Genomic DNA, 19,484 nt, shown 5'->3' on the forward strand with positions numbered 1-19,484 from the left:
CTTAGTGCTGCTCGAAGCGCTCATACCGCTTCTCGACGTAACGCTCTTCGCTGTGAAAGTCGGTGACGCGGGCATGCGGCGGCCCGCGTCGCAGCCATTCGAGCATCAAATCGACCTGATTGGCCGCGCCCTGCACGATCGCTTCGACGGAGCCGTCGTCGAGATTGGCGACCCAGCCGCGCACACCGAGCGCGTGCGCCTTTCTGACCGTGTAATGCCTGAAGCCGACGCCCTGCACGACGCCGCGCACACGCACGTAATAGGTTTCGATTCTGGTATCCAGATCCGGGCCTGGCATCGCGCTTTCTCCTCTCAGAAGTTCATACGGCGCATTGTAGACACGCTCGTCAACTCAGGCGAAACGGCTGCGCCATGTCGGCGCGCTCGCCCGAGCGCGGATGCGGCACGCGCGGCAGCGTGACTTCGAACACCGTGCCGGAATCGGCCGCCGAGCGCACGGCGACGTCGCCGCCGTGCATCTGCGCAATCTCGCGCGTGATGTAAAGCCCGAGCCCGAGACCGCTCGATTCGTGCTGGCGTCGGCCGGAGCGATACGGCGCGAAGATCGTCGGCAGGACCTCGGCGGGAATCTCGCCGGCATTCTGCACGGTGATGGTCACATCGTCCGCGTTGCCGTCGAGCCGCACCTGGATCGCCGAGCCTTCGAGCCCGTGCTGTAGCGCGTTGCCGATGAGATTCGAGAACACCTGCGAAAGCAGGTCGCCGTCGCCCTGCAAGAGCGTATCGCCCTGGCGCAGCACGAAGATGCGCCCTTTGCCGACGCGCGCCTCGTATTCATCGACGATATTCTTCGCGAGCGTCATCAACTCCACCGCGCGCGGCTGCAAGGTCACGCGGCCGCCGCGCAGACGCGCGAGGTTCAGCAACTGATCGACCATCCGCACCATGCGCATGCCGCTCGACTTGATGCGCGTGCCGATATTCGCGACGTTCTCGTCCGGCACGAAGCGCGCGAGATATTCCGCCGACGCGATCACCGCCGACAGCGGCGTGCGCAGATCGTGGCCGAGCACGGCCATCAGCATCTCGTTCGCATCGAGCAGTTGCTGCACGGTCGCAAGCTGCGTCGCGAGCTGCTGCTTCTGACGCTCCATCTGAATGAACACATCGACCTTCGAGTTCAGGATGCGCGAATCGAACGGCTTGTAGAGGAAATCCACCGCGCCCGCTTCGTAGCCGCGGAACGTGCGGCTCGCGTCCTGCGCGGTCGCCGTGAGAAAGATGATCGGCACGTGCGCGGTGCGCGGGCTGCCGCGCATCAGTTCGGCGAGTTCGAACCCGTCCATGCCGGGCATGTTGACGTCGAGAATCGCCAGCGCGACTTCGTGCTTGAGCAGCAGCTCGAGCGCGGCCGGCCCCGATTCGGCCTTCAGCACCGACAGATCCGGCCGCGTGAGCGACGCTTCGAGCGCGGTGATGTTGTTGCGGATGTCGTCGACGATCAGCACGTGGATGGGTTGCGTCATCTGGTGACTCCTTGCCTTCTTGTCATGGCTGACGCCCGATGCATTGCGATAGCCGCATCGCCATGTCGTCCAGCGTCAGTACTTCGTTCACTGCGCCTTGCGCGATTGCTGCGAGCGGCATCGCGGGCGCCGGGGCCGTCGCCGGGTCCTGCGCCCAGCACGCGCCGCCCGCGTCGCGGATCGCGCGTGCGCCGCGCGCGCCGTCGTCGTTCGCGCCCGACAGCACGATGCCGAGCAGCCGCGCGCCGTAGGCATGCGCCGCCGATTCGAACAGCACGTCCACCGATGGCCGCGAGAAGCGCACCGGAGGATCGACGGACAGCGCGATCGCCGGCGCCGCGCCGTCTTCCGACTCGACCAGCATGTGATAGCCCGGCGGCGCGAAATACACGGTGCCCGGCGCGATTTCGTCCTTGTCGAACGGCTCCTCGATGACGAGCTCGCAGCGCGTCGCGAACAAGCCCGGCAGCAGGCTCGGCTGCCCTTGCCGCACATGCACGACGACCAGCACCGGCGGCGCGAAGGTCTTCGGCAACGCGGGCAGCAACTGATTGAGCGCCTCGACGCCGCCCGCCGATGCGCCGATCACGACTGCCCCGATGCGGTCCGCGTCGAACATCGTCACACCCTCTGATAGAGCCGCTCGCGCGCATTGAAGTCCGCGAAACGGTCGGCGTAGGTGGAAAAGCGCAGGCTCTCCTTGCTGCCGAGGCCGAGAAAGCCGCGCCGCACGAGCGAATCACTGAACAGGCCGAGCGCGCGATCCTGCAGCGCGCGATCGAAATAGATCAGCACGTTGCGGCACGACACCAGATGCGCTTCGAGAAATACGCTGTCCGTCGCGAGACTATGATCCGCGAACACCACGCGCGACTTGAGCGTCTGCGAGAACTTCGCCGCGCCGTAGGCCGCGTGATAGTAGTCCGACAGCGAGCGCTTGCCGCCCGCCGCCAGATAGTTCTGGCTGAAGCCCGCCATCCGCTCCAGCGGATAGATGCCGCTCTCGGCCAGCCGCAACGCTTCGGCGTTGATGTCGGTCGCGTAGAACACCGTGCGCTCCGCGATCTTCTCTTCCGCGAACAGCACCGCGAGCGACCACAATTCCTCGCCGCTGCTGCATCCCGCGACCCACACCTTGATCGACGGATACGTCTGCAGAATTGGCACCACCTGCTCGCGGATCGCGCGGAAATACTGCGGGTCGCGAAACATCTCGCTCACCTGCACGGTGAGGTACTGAAAGAGCCGTGCGAACAACGCCGGGTCGCGCAGGATGCGCTCCTGCAAGTGCGAAAGCGTCGGCACGCTGAAGTCCTGCACGGCCTGCGCGAGCCTGCGCCTCAGCGAACTCACGGAATAGTGCCGGAAGTCGTGCTGATAGCGCAGGTAGATCGCTTCCAGAATCAGCTTCAGCTCGATGTCGAACGTCGCTTCTTCGTCGTGTCTGCCTTCGTTCATCTGAGAAATGGCTCCGTTCATCGCTGGCGCAGCCATACGCGGCACAGCGAGACGAGCTTATCCACGTCGATGGGCTTGGATATGTAATCGTCCGCACCCGCTTCGAGACATTTCTGGCGATCGCTCGGCATCGCCTTCGCCGTCAGCGCGATGATCGGCAGACGCGCAAATTCCGTGCGCTTGCGGATTTCGCTCATCGCGGTGAGGCCGTCCATCTCGGGCATCATCACGTCCATCAGCACGAGGTCGATATCGCCGCGGCGCGCGAGCGCTTCGAGCGCTTCCCGCCCGTTGCGCGCGATTTCGAGCGTCGCGCCGAGCGGCTCGATCACGCGCGAGAGCGCGAAGATATTGCGCACGTCGTCTTCGGCGAGCAGGATCGTGCGGCCTTCGAATACGTCGTCGCGCTGACGCGCCGCGCGCAGCATGCGCTGCTGCTCCGGCGGCAACGCGCTCTCGACGCTGTGCAGGAACAGCGTCACTTCGTCGAGCAGGCGCTCCGGCGATTTCGCTCCCTTGATGATGATCGATTTCGAGTAGCGGCGCAGGCGCTGCTCCTCTTCCTGCGACAACAATCGCCCCGTATAGACGATGACCGGCGGCGACGCCTGCCCGCTGCCCGTCGACACGCGTTCGAGCAGGTCGTAGCCGGAGCCGTCGGGCAGCGCGAGATCCATCACCACGCAATCGAACGGCGCGCGCTGCATTTCCTCGATGGCCTCGGCGATCGATCCCGCCTCCACGATGCCGACCGTCTCGCTCGCGAGCAGCGCGTGAATGCTCTGGCGCAGCGCCGGATCGTCCTCGACGACGAGCACGCGGCGCATGCCCTGCGCCGAGCGCGCTTCGAGCTTGCGGATTGCGTGGGCCAGTTCCTCGCGCGCGCTCGGCTTGAGCGTGTAGCCGATCGCGCCGAGATGGAGCGCGACATCGGCGTGATCGGTCGCGGAAACGATGTGAATCGGAATGTGGCGCGTGAGCGGATCGTGCTTGAGCCATTCGAGCACCGTGAGACCCGACTGATCCGGCAGGCCGATGTCGAGCAGGATGCCGTTCGGCTGCAGCGAGCGCGCGAGTTCGACGCCCTGCGTGGCGGTGGCCGCGTGCACGCAGTCGAAGTCGAGTTCGTGGGCGAGATCGTAGAGAATGCGTACGAAGGTCTGATCGTCCTCGATGACGAGGATCACGCGGTCCGGGCGCTTGCGGTCGGCGCGGTCGTCGACGATGGCGATCGGCTCGGGCATCACGACGGGCGCCTGCACTGGCAACGGCTGCACCGGCTGCACCGTCGCGGGCGCGGGCTCACTCGGCGCAACGATCGTGTCGAGCTTCGCGGTGACGGTGCCTTCGCGCGCGGCGATCGGCAGCGTCACCGAAAACACGCTGCCCTGCCCCAGTTCGCTCGACACCGACACCGAGCCGCCGAGCAGGCGAGAAAATTCGCGCGAAATCGACAGCCCGAGCCCGCTGCCGCCGTATTTGCGGCTCGTCGTGCCGTCGGCCTGCTGAAACGCCTGGAAGATCATGTCCTGCTTTTCGCGCGCGATGCCGATGCCCGTGTCGCGCACCTCGAAGCGCAACGCGCTCTCGCCCGCGCGTTCGACCGCGACGGTCACGCGCCCGCGCTCGGTGAACTTGAATGCGTTCGACAGCAGGTTGCGCAGCACCTGCAACAACCGCTGGCTGTCGGTGACGAAGTACTGCGGCACGTTCTCGCCGCGCCCGGTGACGAATTCGACGCCCTTGCTGCCGGCGACGGGCGCGAAGGATTGCTGCAGCGTCTGCAGAATCGAATCGACGGAAGTGGGCGCGAACTGCACGTCCATCTGTCCCGCCTCGACCTTCGAGAGATCGAGAATGTCGTTGATGAGCGAAAGCAGATCGCTGTTCGACGAGTGGATCGTTGCCGCGTAACGCACCTGTTCGTCGGTCAGGTTGCCTTGCTTGTTGTCCTGCAGGAGCTTGGCGAGAATCAGCGAGCTATTGAGCGGCGTGCGCAGTTCGTGCGACATGTTCGCGAGGAACTCGGATTTGTACTGGCTCGCGCGTTCCATTTCCAGCGCGTTCGCGGTCAGTTCCTGTTGCGCCTGCAGAAGCTCGGCCTTCTGGCGTTCGAGATGCTGCGTGTGCTCTTCGAGCTGGACATTGGTCTGTTCGAGTTCGGCCTGCTGCTGTTCGAGACGCGCCTGCGAATCCTGCAACGCGCGGCCGCGCTCCTCCAGTTCCTCGTTCGACACGCGCAGTTCTTCCTGCTGCACCTGCAATTCCTCGCTCTGCCGCTGCGTTTCTTCGAGCAATTCGACCAGCCGCGCGCGATAACGTGCCGAACGTATCGCCATGCCGACCGGCTCCGACGCCATTTCGAGCAGCGCGCGGGCATCGTCGAAACGTCCTTCGCCGCCGACGAAACCGACTTCGATGGCGCCCGCGACTTCGCCATCGGCAAAAAGCGGCGCGATCACCACGCGCGACGCCGCCGCCGAGCCGAGCGCGGAACCGGTTTTCAGATAATGCGACGAAGCGTCGCGCAGTTCGAGCACGCGCTCATCGGCGACAGCCTGGCCGACAAGCCCCTCGCCGCGCGCGATCCGGCGCGGCGCGCTGTCTTCGTCGGGCAGCGCCCACGCCGCGACGCGCACGAGCGCATCGCCGTCGAGCGCGTAGACGACGCCCACTTTCGCGTTCACGTAGGGAATGATCGAACGCAGGATGCTCACGCCGATCGAAGCCGGAGACTGCTCGCCACGCAATTTGACGGCGAGCTGCATGATGCCCTGCTGCAGCCAGGTCGTGCGTTGTACGGCGAGCCGCGATTTGATATATAGATGCGCCACCGCCGCGAGCACGAGCAGCACGACGATGCCCATCGCCCGGTTGATCTGCAGCACTTCGCGGCTGGCGGTCGGGTCCACCGCCGCGAATGCGTATCCTGCGATCATCAGCAGTGTCGACGCCCCCGCTGTGACGATCGGCACCGCGGGCCGGTCGACCCACACGCAGAGCACGACCGGCAGCACGTAGAAGACCCAGATCGCGACGCGCATCGGCGTGAGCACATCGATGCAGAACACGACGGCAAGCGTGATCGCGATGGCAAGGTAGATCCAGGCAGTCAGGTTTCGAGTGTCTTGAGGCATCGTTGACCGGTTATGTTCATGTTTTGCGCGGGCCCCGCGCCGGCAGCAGGCACGGACCTTAGCATGAGCCGCAAGTCCTTGTCACATCGGGCTTCGCGGCCGATCGGCGCATGCTTTCCCGCGCGGCAGTTGTTACGAAAGGCGGCCGCGCCAGTGTTTTCAACGAGGTAAGAATGACTGATTTTTCCGGCTCTCGCGTGCTCGTCACGGGCGCCTCGGGATTCGTCGGGTCCGCGGTTGCGCGGCTCGCCATCGAACGCGGTTTCGACGTGCGCGTGCTCGTGCGCAAGACCAGCCCACGCAAGAACGTCGAATCGCTGAATGCGGAAATCGTCGTTGGCGACATGCGCGACGAGGCATCGATGCGCGCGGCGCTCAAGGGCGTGCGCTTTCTTTTTCACGTCGCCGCCGATTACCGCATCTGGGCGCCCGACCCGAGTGAGATCGAGCGCGCCAATCTCGACGGCACCGAAGCGACCATGCGCGCGGCGTTGGCCGAAGGCGTCGAACGTATCGTGTATACCAGCAGTGTCGCGACCTTGAAGGTGACGAGTTCGGGCGCGATTGTCGACGAGACGAAGCCCTCGGACGCGGCGAGCACGATCGGCGCGTACAAGCGCAGCAAGGTGCTGGCCGAGCGCGCCGTCGAGCGCATGGTCGCGCAGAACGCGCTGCCGGCGGTGATCGTCAATCCGTCGACGCCGATCGGCCCGCGCGACGTGCGCCCGACGCCGACCGGGCGCATCATCGTCGAAGCGGCGACGGGCAAGATCCCCGCGTTCGTCGATACGGGCCTCAATCTCGTGCACGTCGACGATGTCGCGAACGGGCACTTTCTGGCGCTGGAACGCGGGAAAATCGGCGAGCGGTATATCCTCGGCGGGGAGAACCTGCCGTTGCAGCAGATGCTCGCGGATATCGCCGGATTCGTCGGCCGCAAGCCGCCGACCATCAGGCTGCCGCGCGGGCCGCTCTATCCGGTGGCGCTCGGCGCGGAACTCGTCGCCAAACTGACCGGCAAGGAGCCGATGGTCACGCGCGACGCGCTGCGGATGTCGAAGAACAAGATGTACTTCACGTCGGCAAAGGCGCAGCGGGAGCTAGGCTACAGCGCGCGGCCGTACGCGCAAGGACTGAAGGATGCGCTCGACTGGTTTCGGGCGAATGGCTATCTCGCTGCATGAAGCGCGAAATCATTTCGTGAAACGTTCCGGCAGGCGTAACGGCGCGCAAATCGCTAACTCTTGTATAAGACTTGAAAAAAGTTAAGTCATTGATATAGCGAGGAAAACGCCAGTTTTGTCCGTTCGCGCGCAGCGAAATTCACACGCGCGCACCGCAAAATCAGGCAGAATAGCGGTTTGTTGCCGGAAGGGCGATTGAGGCCGGCGGTTTTTTCCAACCTGTTTTCGGATGTCGAGACAAGCGATGAGTAATCAGCAACCCACCATCATCTACACCCTGACCGACGAAGCTCCGCTGCTCGCGACCAGCGCCTTTCTGCCGATCATCCGTACCTTCACCGCGCCGGCGGGCGTCAACGTCACGACGAGCGACATCTCGGTTGCCGCGCGCATCCTGGGCGAATTCCCCGAATACCTGACCGACGCGCAAAAGGTCCCCGACAACCTCGCCGAGCTCGGCCGCCTCACGCAGCTCGACGACACCAACATCATCAAGCTGCCGAACATCAGCGCGTCGCTGCATCAGCTGACGAGCGCGATCAAGGAACTGCAGTCGAAGGGCTACAAGCTGCCCGACTATCCCGAAGAGCCGAAGAACGACGAAGAGCAGGCCATTCGCGCGCGCTACGGCAAGTGCCTCGGCTCGGCCGTGAACCCGGTTCTGCGCGAAGGCAACTCGGACCGCCGCGCGCCGCTCGCCGTCAAGAACTACGCGAAGAAGCATCCGCACAGCATGGGCGAGTGGAGCATGGCCTCGCGCACGCACGTCGCGCACATGAAGCACGGCGACTTCTATCACGGCGAAAAGTCCGTCACGAACGACAAAGCCCGTGAAGTGCGTATGGAACTCGTCACGAAGCGCGGCGAGACCATCGTGCTGAAGCCGAAGGTCAAGCTGCAGGAAGGCGAGATCGTCGACAGCATGTTCATGAGCAAGAAGGCGCTGGTCGAGTTCTACGAAGAACAGATGCAGGACGCGTTCGACACCGGCGTGATGCTGTCGCTGCACGTGAAGGCGACCATGATGAAGGTCTCGCACCCGATCGTCTTCGGTCACGCCGTGAAGGTGTTCTACAAGGACGCGTTCGCCAAGCACGCGAAGCTCTTCGAGGAACTCGGCATCAACGTGAACAATGGTCTCGTCGACCTGTACACGAAGATCGAGGCGCTGCCGGAATCGCAACGCGACGAAGTCATCCGCGACATGCACGCGTGCCACGAAAAGCGCCCGGCGATGGCGATGGTCGATTCGGCCAAGGGCATCTCGAACCTGCACGCGCCGAACGACGTGATCGTCGATGCCTCCATGCCCGCGATGATCCGCGCCGGCGGCAAGATGTGGGGCGCCGATGGCCGTCCGCAAGACACGAAGTGCCTGATCCCGGAAAGCACGTTCGCGCGCATCTATCAGGAAATCATCAATTTCTGCAAGACCAACGGCGCGTTCGACCCGAAGACCATGGGCACGGTGCCGAACGTCGGCCTGATGGCGCAGAAGGCCGAAGAGTACGGCTCGCACGACAAGACCTTCGAAATCGCGGAAGACGGCACGGCGCGCATCGTCGATAACGCGACGAACGAAGCCATCGAAGGGCTGACGCAGGAAGTCGAGAAGGGCGACATCTGGCGCATGTGTCTCGTGAAGGACGCGCCGATCCGCGACTGGGTGAAGCTCGCCGTCACGCGCGTGAAGAACTCGGGCACGCCGGCGGTGTTCTGGCTCGACCCGTATCGTCCGCACGAAGCCGAACTGATCAAGAAGGTCGAGACCTACCTGAAGGACTACGACACCACCGGCCTCGACATCCAGATCATGTCGCAGGTGCGCGCGATGCGTTACACGCTGGAGCGCGTGATTCGCGGCATGGACACGATTTCGGCCACCGGCAACATCCTGCGCGACTACCTCACTGACCTGTTCCCGATCATGGAACTCGGCACGAGCGCGAAGATGCTGTCGATCGTTCCGCTGATGGCGGGCGGCGGTCTGTACGAGACGGGTGCGGGCGGCTCGGCGCCGAAGCACGTGCAGCAGCTCGTGCAGGAAAACCATCTGCGCTGGGATTCGCTCGGCGAATTCCTCGCGCTGGCGGTGTCGCTGGAAGAGCTCGGCATCAAGAACGACAACGCGCGTGCGAAGCTCGTCGCGAAGGCGCTGGATTCGGCCACCGGCAAGCTGCTCGACAACAACAAGAGCCCGTCGCCGAAAACCGGTCAGCTCGACAATCGCGGCAGCCAGTTCTATCTCGCGATGTACTGGGCGCAGGAACTCGCGTCGCAGACGGAAGACCGCGAACTCGCCGCGCTGTTCGCGCCGCTCGCGAAGACGCTTGCGGAGAACGAGCAGAAGATCGTCGACGAACTCGCCGCCGTGCAGGGCAATGCGGCGGATATCGGCGGCTACTACAAGCCGGACGAAGCGAAGCTCGAAGCGGTGATGCGTCCGAGCAAGACGCTCAACGCCGCGCTGTCGGAAGTGCGCGCGAAGTAAGGCAGGACGGGCGCGTGATGCGCGCCCTGCGAACCGGCATCTCTTCGGAGATGCCGGTTTTGTTTTTTGAGCCGACGAAAAACTGTCGTGTAATCCGCACGTTCGGTGCAATTGGTTACAACCTGTGCCGACCTCGCCAAATTCGAGCGGGTAGAATCGTTGCCTCGCCGCCCAGTTGCCAGACACAGACACACTCGCATGAATCTACAAGACCAGCTCGGCGCGCTGGAGTCGAGCCTCGATACGCTCCTCCAGACCGCTGCCGCATCTGACCGATCATCTGTCGAATCGAACGAAACCGTTGTTGCGTCGAGTCAGGCGTCGCCTGACGAACCGCCCGCATTGGGCGGCGCGCGTGAGCCGGACGATTTCACCGCGCCCGCCGAACCGCCGGGCCTGAACGAACCGCCCACGCTCGTCGTGTCACGCCCGGAGCGCGATGCGATCGAAATGACGATAGCGGGCAAGACGGTGAAACTGAGTCCGGAAGGCGTGTCGGAATTGATCGAGGAATTGTCGAACGTGCGCGCGTCGATGTCGCCGGAGCAGCCGGCGGGAATCGCGCCGGGATGGCGCTTCGCGGCCACCAAGGATCCGGTCATGGCGACGCAGAAGTACCCGAATGGCGACCGTCTGCTGATCCTGCGTCACAGCGGGCACGGGTGGGTGCCGTTTTCGTTCTCGCCGAACATGGTCATCGAGCTGTATGCCATGTTGACGAAGAAGTAAGCGCAGTTCGCGACTTACGAACCTTCCTGCCCCGGCGCCTGCACCCGCGCCTTCCACTGCCCGCCCTTCCCGCTCCAGTAACGCACCGCCGAACCGATCGTCGCGCTGACATAGAACAACGCAACGAGCGGCAGAAGCGGCGCCCACAACAGCGATCTGCGGTAGTAACGCAGCATCGGCCCATAGGCGATGCACATGAACGCCCAAGCGGCGCACGCGGGCCAGGTGCGCGCGCCGAACGCCAACGCGAAGACCGGCGGCACGAGATAGATCAGCACCATGCCGAGCACGGTCCCGGCGAGCAGCAGCGGCGAATAGCGTAATTGCGTGAAGGCCGTGCGCGCGATCATGTTCCAGACATCGCGCCAGCTATCGTAGGGACGCAGGGATTCGCTGCGTTCGGCGAGATCGAGGCGGATCGGACGCGCGCCGCTGCGGCCCGCGCGATGCTTGATACGCGCGGCGAGACTGCAATCGTCGATCAATTCCTGGCGGATCGATTCGATACCGCCCGCCTCCACGAGCGCCGAGCGGCGCACCAGCATGCAGCCGCCCGCCGCGCCGGCGGTCGGCTTCTTCACATCGTTGACCCAGGCGAACGGATAGAGCTTCGCGAAGAAAAACACGAACGCGGGAATCAGCGCCTTTTCCCAGAGCGAGTCGCAGCGCAGACGCACCATCAGCGACACCAGATCGCGGTCTTCGAGAATCGTGCGCGCGACGAGTTGGGTCGCGGCATCGGCCGGATGGTAGATGTCCGCATCGGTGAGCAGTAGGAATTCGGCGGGCAGGCCGAGCGAATCGATCGCGCCGATGCCTTGCGACTGCGCCCACACCTTGCCCGACCAGCCCGGCGGCAGGGGCTGCGCGGTCAGCACGGTCAGACGGTCTTCGAGGCCGAGGTCGCGGGCGGCTGCGAGCGCGACGCTGGCGGTGCCGTCGGTGCTGTGGTCGTCGACGACGATCACGTGGAACGCGCCCGCGTAGTCCTGCTTCAGCAGCGAACCGACCGCGCGCCCGATCACATCCGCCTCGTTGCGCCCGGGCACGACGGCCACGAGCGCCGGCCACGCGCCGCGCCGCGCGATCTCGGCGCTGCCGACAGCGTGGATCGTCGTATCGGAAAGCGCCGGCGCGGGCTCCGCGCGCCAGAAGCCGCCGCGCGCCAGCAACAGCACGATCCAGATCAAGAATGACAGCCAGGCGATCAATAGCATGAAATAAACGAATAGCGTGTGAACATTAGCGTGGCCGGACGGCGCGCGCGGCGTTTCAGGCGACTCCGGCGTTGCGCAAAAAATACACAGGCCGCACGGCGCGCGGAATCCTTACAGAACGAGGCCAGGCGTGCCCGCGCGGCGCAAGTCTCGCCAGCACGCGGCCCTGAGCGTCCGACAGTTTACTGGGTTCTGAAAATCGCCGTATTTCGCGCTGCGGGCCGTTTCGCGGACTGAAGCAGGCATTGAGCACCCAAAAAGGGAACGCGTTAGAATACGCGGTCAACTTCGGCGCGCAGACCGCGTACATCGTGTCGTTTTTTCCGGTCTGCTTTCCCTGGCCTCGCGCGGACGTCTTCAAAACACCGTTCGGGCCGCGTCATCGGGAAAGTGCGAGCTTCGCGCCGGCTAACCCCGAAACCCGCGTCAGTCGGAGTTCGTTCGAATATGCGTATCATCCTTGCTCAACCCCGCGGCTTTTGTGCGGGCGTGGTCCGTGCGATCGAAATCGTCGATCGGGCCCTCGAACGGCATGGCGCACCGGTCTATGTGCGTCATGAGATCGTTCACAACCGTCATGTCGTCGACAATCTTCGGAGCAAGGGCGCGCGTTTCGTCGAAGAACTCGATGAAGTGCCGCACGGCGCGGTAGCGATTTTCAGCGCGCACGGCGTGGCGCGGAGCGTCGAAAAAGATGCGCAGACGCGTGGCCTCGATGTGCTGGACGCCACCTGCCCGCTCGTCACGAAAGTTCATGTGCAGGGGCGCCAGTATGTGGCGCAAGGGCGCACGCTGATTCTGATCGGCCACGCGGGACATCCTGAAGTGGAAGGCACGGTCGGGCAGATTCCCGGCGTCGTCGTGCTGGTGCAGAGCGAAGCCGAAGTGGAGAAGATGACGCTCGCGCCCGATACTCCCGTCGCCTACGTCACGCAGACCACGCTGTCGGTCGACGACACACGGGGCATCATCGACGCGTTGCAGCGCCGCTTCACCGATATCGTCGGGCCGGATACCCGCGACATCTGTTACGCGACGCAAAACCGCCAGGCCGCCGTGCGCGAACTGTCGAGTCAGGTGGACGTGCTGCTCGTGGTCGGCGCGACCAATAGTTCCAATTCGAACCGCCTGCGGGAGATCGGCGCCGAGAGCGGCGTACCGAGCTACCTCGTCGCGGACGGTTCAGAGATCAAGCCGGAATGGTTTGCCACGGTGCAGACGGTCGGCATCACCGCAGGCGCCTCGGCGCCCGAGGAAATGGTCAAACATGTGATCGATGCCCTGCGCGCGTTCGGAAACGTCGAAGTCACGACGATGAACGGCCGCGAGGAAAAGGTCGAATTCAAACTCCCCGCGAAACTGATTCAGCCGGTGGCCGCCGTTGCGGCAGCCGCGATTCGCGAAGAATAAGGAGAGGACGCAATTGTCTATCCCGATGCTCCAGAAGGCGCGCGTTGGCGCCTATATCTTCAAACAACATTTCTCGGGCAACAAGCGCTACCCGCTCGCGCTGATGCTGGAACCGCTGTTCCGCTGCAATCTGGCGTGTAATGGCTGCGGCAAGATCGATTACCCGGACCCGATCCTGAACCAGCGCCTGTCGCTGGAAGAATGTCTCGGCGCGGTTGACGAATGCGGCGCGCCGGTCGTTTCGATCGCAGGCGGCGAGCCGCTGTTGCACAAGGAAATGCCGCAGATCGTGAAGGGCATCATGGCGCGCAAGAAGTTCGTGTATCTCTGCACGAACGCGCTGCTGATGGAAAAGAAGATGGACGACTACGAGCCGAGCCCGTACTTCGTCTGGTCGGTGCACCTCGACGGCGACCGCGAGGCGCACGATCACTCGGTTTCGCAGCCGGGCACCTACGACAAGGCCGTCGCGGCCATCAAGGAAGCGAAGCGCCGTGGCTTTCGCGTGAACATCAACTGCACGCTGTTCAACGACGCCGAACCCGAGCGCGTGGCGAAGTTCTTCGACACGCTCGGGCCCATCGGCGTGGATGGCATCACGGTTTCGCCGGGCTACGCATACGAGCGCGCGCCTGACCAGCAGCACTTCCTGAACCGCGACAAGACGAAGAATCTGTTCCGCGAAATCTTCAAGCGCGGCAACAACGGCAAGAACTGGTCGTTCAGCCAGTCGACGCTGTTCCTCGACTTCCTGGCGGGCAACCAGACGTATCAGTGCACGCCGTGGGGCAACCCGGCGCGCACGGTGTTCGGCTGGCAAAAGCCCTGCTATCTGGTCGGCGAAGGTTATGTGAAGACCTTCAAGGAACTGATGGAAACCACCGACTGGGACAAGTACGGCACGGGCAAGTATGAGAAGTGCGCGGACTGCATGGTCCATTGCGGTTTCGAGGCAACGGCCGTGATGGACACGGTGGCGCATCCGCTGAAGGCCGCGAGGATCGCGCTTTCGGGTCCGCGCACGACGGGCGCCTTCGCGAAGGAACTGCCGATCGACAAGCAGCGTCCGGCTGAATTCGTGTTCTCGAAGCACGTGGAGATCAAGCTGGAAGAGATCGGCCGCATGCAGAAGAACAAGGGCGCGAAGACGGCGGCGGCGGTGAATTGAGCGCGCGTTGACGATGCAGGAATGAAGAAGGGCGGATGGCTTTGGGGTCATCCGCCCTTTTTGGCGCGTCCGAACTCTGCGATAGCGGCTTAACGTTGTTCGCACGCGTTGTATCTACAGTGCACTGGGTACGGCGCGGGTGAAACCGGAACGTCACCCACAGCGGGTCCCCGTCCATACCGTATCGCCCTTCGCACACCGGCTACGCATGCTTCGAGCCCTGTGCGGCACCTTGATCTCACCAATTTCATAACCGCTCGGGAACGCCATATCGTCGTCTTTTATTTCAAAGACAGCGCAATAGCGACCCGCAAACTCAAAGCCTGCCTCGGGCAGCTTTGGATGTGCAGGCGCTTCGAGCGTGCGGCCCATATGCCAGACTGTGCCAGCCGGATGATGTGGAAACGTGCTCGCGAGCGCAGCGACATCATGGCGCACCTCACCATCCTCTCCGTTAGAGAAAAGCACGCAGCGCAGCGGTTCGATAAGCTTGATCCCACGACCGTGGCCCCACACGGCGAGAACTGCATCGGTATAAGGATATATCCTCACGCCGGTGATAACGCGATCTTCGGTCATACGTTCATGGCGAATCAATAACTCACGTTTTTTCGAGCGCGGCCGCACGTTACTATAATAGTCGACTCGCCATAACGTAGCATCGCGACGGTCGGCATTCGATTTTTCGTTGTTCGTGTACAGCCAAAATGAGCCACCCTCACCGTCGCTCATCGGTTGCCACGCCAGTACCTGCCAGTAGCCGCGGGATAAGCGCAGCGGAACTTTCTGCACTAGCTTTTTCTCTTCGACGTCGATCACGCAAATGCTGGTGCGTTCTCGCATTCTCAACACCGTGACTACGTACCCGTCACTGAAGCGTATGGGCACATCAGCATCGTAGAGAGTCGTCCCACCACATAGCGGCCGCGCTCCAGCACTTTCCTCGACCTCGCCCCATGAATCAGGTAACGCATCGGCATCGCGCGCTATTGCGAGGCGAGAGGATACTTTGAAATCCGAGAACAACCCAACAGCAGCGGCTGGAACGTGCAGCGTATCGCGCCACGCCGTCCAGTAGCCATATCCGGGCTCATCGCCTTTGCTCTGAATATGTGCTACATGAGCACATAGCGGCTCGTGATGGATCGGTTCACTCAGGAGGATGGATGGGCTATCTAAGCAAATATCAAGTCTTCGCCAATGCGACATTGTTGTGCTCAAGCCGAGAGTCCCCTCTTCCGTCGAAAACGAACGTGTATAAGGCTGCTCGACCACGAGCACCGCTCGAATCTCCCCGCTGTTCTCGAGCGTCGCCACGAGCGTCGCGACGTGTGGATAGGTGTGCGGAATCCATCCGTCCGCGCTATCTTGGGCGTCGAAGCGCTTGAACGCCCGGCAAACGATGTTACCTTCAGGATCAATCAACGCCACGGCGATACCTGGCTTAACGCATTCGATCCACGCGACCACCACGAGGTGATTTTCCGTTGAGTGATGCGAGAGCCAGTGCAAACTTGCTCCGCTGCCGCCAGGGAGCTGCCGGGGAGACACGTCCTCGCCTTCGGGAAGAAAGTCGGACGCACGCAACGAAGCGAATGGCAAATATTCTGTATTGGACATGCGAAGAAGATCAAGAGGATGGCAATGACTGAGGCCAATGCTTACGGCTAAGTTGGCCCGTTTGATATTGAGCATCATATCGGCAGCCATCGTCCAGGAGCGCCTTCGGATTCTCAGACGCGACAGGCAGCAAACCCTTCGCAGGCGGCGGATTCGTGTCGCCCACGACGTTCCCATCAGCGTCAATCGAGCCATTGGTCGGCGGCACTGTCACGTACGTACCCGTACGGTTTCCCGTTGTTCATCGTGCACGGATCGCCGTCACGAAATGATCGGATCGCCACCGATCCTTACCGTGCTGCTGCCGCTGGTCGGCTTCATCTCACACCGCCCACCGCCCACCGCGCCCGACTTCACACCGGTTGGACATCCAACGGCTAAAGGCCGTCGATACTGCTCACGCAGTCTGCACGTGCTCAAACAGGACTGCCACGTAACTTCCCCGGTTGCATAATAAGTCGAGCATCGTTTTTCCTTGCGCGGGATTGCTCCGCGATCTTCACCAAATCGTCTATGTTTCTCGGGCACGCGTGATACTGCGAAGATTCGAGTTCGTAGTATTCCTCATACTCTGCGAATGAGTTTGCGACGGGTATCGATATATAGAACTTCCCCGTCGTTTGCTCAATTCCGACACTGAATCGCTCGTCTACAAATATATACTTATCGACAAATTTCACTTTATCAAACCTCAGAACGTCAAAGGACTCACCGAGTATCGCTCAGCGGACACATTGCCTAAATCGACTACGCCTTCTAGGTTACCAGTTGGCAATTTGCCTCCTGGTATCCACAAGTCGTTTGCTCCTGCTTCATTTCCACTTGGGATACGGAGCCCAATATCTCGGGGATCAGGAATATCGACCCGTACAAGTTCGTTTGAGTCGAGGAAACCGTCAGGCAAACCCAACGCCTCTTCCATCGCACGAGCATCGCCACCTGTAGACTGTAGCAGAGTGTCCGCCTGTTGCTTCGTCATCACGAATGACGTTCCGTCCCTCTGCGCCGGCCCGTACTTTTCAAGGTTACTCTTGCTCACAAAACGAGAGGGACCGCCGTCGAATTGACTGAGCTGGCTTTCGATAACCTCCGCAGGCATGTAGGTTTCAGGAAGCGGTCTCTCTCCTTTCGGTATAGCTCTAACCCTATCAATGGTTGAGGAATCTAATGCGAAACTCGCTGCCGCATCCGCTCCGTGACCTTGAACTTTAAGTCCGTCGCCCACGGGCCCAGACTCACCGATTTCAGCCGCTTTCCTCACTTGCGAAATGGCTTCGCTTGTTTCGCCCACCTTGCTCGTCGCACTCGCCGCCTCTGCAGCCTTACTCGCGGTACTCGCCGCTTCTCCAGCCTTCGCTGCCGCGTTGGCCACCTCTCCGCCTTTACCGACAGCGCCAATACCGCCCACGAACAGCCCACCGATATCGAACACCCCTCGTCCGATCGCATCGCCGTAGTCGCCTTTACTCCACGCCTCGACATACGGCTTGGTGATGCCATCCACGATCGCCTTGGGATTGTTGTAGATCGACTGCGCCGTATCGTCGACTGCCTTCTGCGTTTCCGAATAACCGTGATAGTCGTACCAACCTGTCGCGTCTGAGAGCCCTTCAGCGGCCTGCGACACGGGCGAAAGCTTGGCCGCACCCCACGCCATATGGCCCAGCCCGTTGACCGCATCCCATGCTGCCGCGCCGAACCCCGTCACTACGCCAGTCGCCTGATGCAGCAGGCCCTTCTCAGGCGACGGATTCGTGTCGCCCACGACGTGTCCATCGACGTCAATCGACCCATTGGTCGGCGGCACCGTCACATACGTGCCCGTGCAGTTGCCGCTGTTCATCGTGCATGGATCGCCATCGCGAATGATCGGATTGCCGTTGATCTTCACAGTACTGCTACCGCTCGTGGGCTTAACTTCACCGCCCACCGTGCCCGACTTCACGCCCATCGCGCATCCTGCCTCGTCACCGATACAGGTTGGCACTACACTCTCGTTCAGCGTATAGGCTGACTTGCCGTTGAAGCGCACGTTCGACGCCACGCCCGTCGATCCCGACAGATCAGCGACGACTGGATACGGCACGGGAGGCGTCGACGCACCGCAAGGCGTCTTGCACAAGTCTGGCGTCGAGCTGACCGCCTTGAAACTGCCGCTCTGACGGGCCGCAAGCTTGTTGCCCTTGGAGAAATGCTCGTCCTCCTGCGGCGACTCCAGCGGCTTATAGCGACCCGACAAGTAGCGCTTGACCACCTGATCGGCGGCCCAATCAAACGTGTCACGATGTACGTGACCCGGCGGCTCGTTCCAGGGATTCGGTTGCTGCCAGAGCGCATCGCTGTTCGCACGCGCTGCCTGTGCCTGCTCAAGGCTGTTGATCCCGTAATGTTCTCGAAACGCGTCGGCCGCGTCCCCAGTGACAACACCTACTAGTTGTTCACTCATCCTGCCCGCCCCAACATCCGCAATTTTTCTTCGTTATCGATGAAGCGTGCCTCGAACCGCTCGGCCTCATGGAGCACCGCCGCTCGCCACACGAGCGCCACCTGCGGTATCGCTTGCGTCACATCCACGTGAAGCGTGTCAAGGTTCAGCGCCGCGTGGCCCAGACCGCCGCCCGTGTAAAGCAGGCCCATCGGCAAATGGCCTGGCAGAGGCAGCTTCAACTCGGTGTCGCCTTGTGCGTTGACGCACGCCTGTGGATGATCGGCTGACACGAGGTTCGTGAGCACGAGCGTTTCATCGCCCTTCAGATGCGGCGTCTGCAACGCTGGGTGGGCACCGTTCCAATAAGCGAAGTCAAAGTCGTCGGGCAGACCTGGATGCCGGGTCTCGAGCCATTGATCGTCGTACGTGCCCGCTAGTTGCAAGCGCGGTGTCCACGAGCGGCCAATCACACCGAGGCCCATCGGGGGTGGCATTGCTGCGTTCTCGCTCGACAACCACGCGCTCCATCCATCCGATCCAATCGGGTCATCGAGCGCCTCGATTCTCGGCGCGGTCACGCGCTCGGGCCGAGCTGCATCGACATACCACTGCGTGATAAATCCCGCTCCCAGCGGATTGGTCGCGCAACTGGCGTGCTGCATCGGCTCGTCGTTCCGTTTGATCCGGCATTCCCCGCCCAAAGCGTGCTCATAGCAAAGCGCGAGCGTCGTAAAAGGCTCTGGCTCGCCGAGCAACCAGTCACTTTCCGAACGCGTGAACGCTCGCGCACCTGTGACACGCAGGCGCTGGTTCAGCAATGACGAACCCTTGGTCCCGGTGAGCTTCACGCCCACGTCGAATTGCGGCACCGCCCGTTTGCCTGGTGCATGCGCTGCGGCGCACACGATCACGTCGCAGCGTGGTTTGTAGGGAGCCAGATCACTCTCGGCCCTTACCGACGATTCATTCGGCTTACCGTAGTAGATGTCCGAGGTAACGAGCGACGTCTGAGCTTGCGCGAGCGTCAGTGCGCCAGCACGAAGCTCGAAGGTCTGCCGCAAGACCACAGTGCGGAAGCGCCGATTTTTGGGCGCGACCGAAGCAAACGCCATTGCGGGAAATGGCGTGTAATTCCGAAAATCCATCGACGTGGCC

The 19,484-nt window shown here is 62.5% G+C and carries 14 protein-coding genes; 5 read left to right on the forward strand and 9 right to left on the reverse strand.

Going from position 1 to position 19,484, the window contains the following annotated elements; translation table 11 throughout:
- Window position 1 precedes the first annotated feature (1 nt).
- Genes NK8_RS21095 through NK8_RS21115 form a run of 5 tightly spaced genes read right to left on the reverse strand, consistent with a single transcriptional unit; the run spans window position 2 to window position 6,082 of the window.
- A complete protein-coding gene (locus tag NK8_RS21095) occupies window positions 2-298 on the reverse strand; it encodes an acylphosphatase (protein WP_162067939.1) in 297 nt (98 codons plus the stop codon).
- Between the two features lie 49 nt (window positions 299-347).
- Window positions 348-1,487, reverse strand: a complete 1,140-nt coding sequence (locus tag NK8_RS21100; protein WP_213229473.1) for a hybrid sensor histidine kinase/response regulator — start codon at window positions 1,485-1,487, stop codon at window positions 348-350.
- Window positions 1,488-1,509: 22 nt separating this feature from the next.
- Window positions 1,510-2,106, reverse strand: coding sequence for a chemotaxis protein CheB (locus tag NK8_RS21105; protein ID WP_162067941.1), 597 nt, complete (start codon window positions 2,104-2,106; stop codon window positions 1,510-1,512).
- Window positions 2,107-2,108: 2 nt separating this feature from the next.
- Window positions 2,109-2,945: a protein-glutamate O-methyltransferase CheR gene (locus NK8_RS21110; protein ID WP_162067942.1), complete on the reverse strand. Its 837-nt coding sequence runs from the start codon at window positions 2,943-2,945 to the stop codon at window positions 2,109-2,111.
- A 17-nt stretch (window positions 2,946-2,962) separates the two neighbouring features.
- Entirely contained in the window at window positions 2,963-6,082 is a 3,120-nt protein-coding gene (locus NK8_RS21115) for a response regulator (RefSeq protein WP_213229475.1), read from the reverse strand.
- A gap of 173 nt (window positions 6,083-6,255) precedes the next feature.
- Between NK8_RS21115 and hpnA the strand changes: the two genes are divergently transcribed.
- The 3 genes from hpnA (at window position 6,256) to NK8_RS21130 (ending at window position 10,486) form a co-directional block, all read left to right on the forward strand.
- Entirely contained in the window at window positions 6,256-7,266 is a 1,011-nt protein-coding gene (hpnA, locus tag NK8_RS21120) for a hopanoid-associated sugar epimerase (RefSeq protein ID WP_061175019.1), read from the forward strand.
- 244 nt (window positions 7,267-7,510) lie between these two features.
- Complete coding sequence (locus tag NK8_RS21125; RefSeq protein WP_213229477.1) at window positions 7,511-9,757, forward strand: NADP-dependent isocitrate dehydrogenase; 2,247 nt, start codon at window positions 7,511-7,513, stop codon at window positions 9,755-9,757.
- Window positions 9,758-9,955: 198 nt separating this feature from the next.
- Window positions 9,956-10,486, forward strand: a complete 531-nt coding sequence (locus NK8_RS21130) for a hypothetical protein (protein WP_213229479.1) — start codon at window positions 9,956-9,958, stop codon at window positions 10,484-10,486.
- 14 nt (window positions 10,487-10,500) lie between these two features.
- Here the strand turns inward: NK8_RS21130 and NK8_RS21135 are convergent, their stop codons facing one another.
- Window positions 10,501-11,703: a glycosyltransferase gene (locus tag NK8_RS21135; protein ID WP_213229481.1), complete on the reverse strand. Its 1,203-nt coding sequence runs from the start codon at window positions 11,701-11,703 to the stop codon at window positions 10,501-10,503.
- A 447-nt stretch (window positions 11,704-12,150) separates the two neighbouring features.
- On the opposite strand from NK8_RS21135, the gene ispH reads away from it, so the two are divergent.
- Both ispH and hpnH read left to right on the forward strand, forming a co-directional pair.
- Window positions 12,151-13,113 (forward strand): 4-hydroxy-3-methylbut-2-enyl diphosphate reductase, encoded by a 963-nt coding sequence (gene ispH, locus NK8_RS21140; protein WP_213229483.1) that lies wholly within the window; start codon window positions 12,151-12,153, stop codon window positions 13,111-13,113.
- 13 nt (window positions 13,114-13,126) lie between these two features.
- A complete protein-coding gene (gene hpnH / locus NK8_RS21145; protein ID WP_213229485.1) occupies window positions 13,127-14,281 on the forward strand; it encodes an adenosyl-hopene transferase HpnH in 1,155 nt (384 codons plus the stop codon).
- A 153-nt stretch (window positions 14,282-14,434) separates the two neighbouring features.
- Here hpnH and NK8_RS21150 read toward each other — a convergent pair whose 3' ends face one another.
- The 3 genes from NK8_RS21150 to NK8_RS21160 all read right to left on the reverse strand — a co-directional run bounded on the left by NK8_RS21150 (window position 14,435) and on the right by NK8_RS21160 (window position 19,474).
- Window positions 14,435-15,991 carry a hypothetical protein gene (locus NK8_RS21150; protein WP_213229487.1) on the reverse strand — a complete coding sequence of 519 codons (1,557 nt, stop codon included), beginning with the start codon at window positions 15,989-15,991 and terminating at the stop codon, window positions 14,435-14,437.
- 601 nt (window positions 15,992-16,592) lie between these two features.
- On the reverse strand, window positions 16,593-18,347 hold the full coding sequence (locus tag NK8_RS21155) for a DUF4150 domain-containing protein (protein ID WP_213229489.1): 1,755 nt from the start codon (window positions 18,345-18,347) through the stop codon (window positions 16,593-16,595).
- Entirely contained in the window at window positions 18,344-19,474 is a 1,131-nt protein-coding gene (locus tag NK8_RS21160) for a DUF2169 domain-containing protein (RefSeq protein WP_213229491.1), read from the reverse strand. Before NK8_RS21160 ends, NK8_RS21155 begins: the two co-directional genes overlap by 4 nt.
- Between the last annotated feature and the right edge of the window lie 10 nt (window positions 19,475-19,484).

It is taken from the genome of Caballeronia sp. NK8 (assembly GCF_018408855.1).
GTDB lineage: Bacteria > Pseudomonadota > Gammaproteobacteria > Burkholderiales > Burkholderiaceae > Caballeronia.

Excerpts from the sequence above, each read along its gene's own strand:
- NK8_RS21095 (WP_162067939.1), bottom strand. The coding sequence starts at position 298 with ATGCCAGGCCCGGATCTGGATACCAGAATCGAAACCTATTACGTGCGT.
- NK8_RS21100 (WP_213229473.1), bottom strand. The coding sequence starts at position 1,487 with ATGACGCAACCCATCCACGTGCTGATCGTCGACGACATCCGCAACAAC.
- NK8_RS21105 (WP_162067941.1), bottom strand. The coding sequence starts at position 2,106 with ATGTTCGACGCGGACCGCATCGGGGCAGTCGTGATCGGCGCATCGGCG.
- NK8_RS21110 (WP_162067942.1), bottom strand. The coding sequence starts at position 2,945 with ATGAACGAAGGCAGACACGACGAAGAAGCGACGTTCGACATCGAGCTG.
- NK8_RS21115 (WP_213229475.1), bottom strand. The coding sequence starts at position 6,082 with ATGCCTCAAGACACTCGAAACCTGACTGCCTGGATCTACCTTGCCATC.
- hpnA (WP_061175019.1), top strand. The coding sequence starts at position 6,256 with ATGACTGATTTTTCCGGCTCTCGCGTGCTCGTCACGGGCGCCTCGGGA.
- NK8_RS21125 (WP_213229477.1), top strand. The coding sequence starts at position 7,511 with ATGAGTAATCAGCAACCCACCATCATCTACACCCTGACCGACGAAGCT.
- NK8_RS21130 (WP_213229479.1), top strand. The coding sequence starts at position 9,956 with ATGAATCTACAAGACCAGCTCGGCGCGCTGGAGTCGAGCCTCGATACG.
- NK8_RS21135 (WP_213229481.1), bottom strand. The coding sequence starts at position 11,703 with ATGCTATTGATCGCCTGGCTGTCATTCTTGATCTGGATCGTGCTGTTG.
- ispH (WP_213229483.1), top strand. The coding sequence starts at position 12,151 with ATGCGTATCATCCTTGCTCAACCCCGCGGCTTTTGTGCGGGCGTGGTC.
- NK8_RS21150 (WP_213229487.1), bottom strand. The coding sequence starts at position 15,991 with ATGGCTGCCGATATGATGCTCAATATCAAACGGGCCAACTTAGCCGTA.
- NK8_RS21155 (WP_213229489.1), bottom strand. The coding sequence starts at position 18,347 with ATGAGTGAACAACTAGTAGGTGTTGTCACTGGGGACGCGGCCGACGCG.
- NK8_RS21160 (WP_213229491.1), bottom strand. The coding sequence starts at position 19,474 with ATGGATTTTCGGAATTACACGCCATTTCCCGCAATGGCGTTTGCTTCG.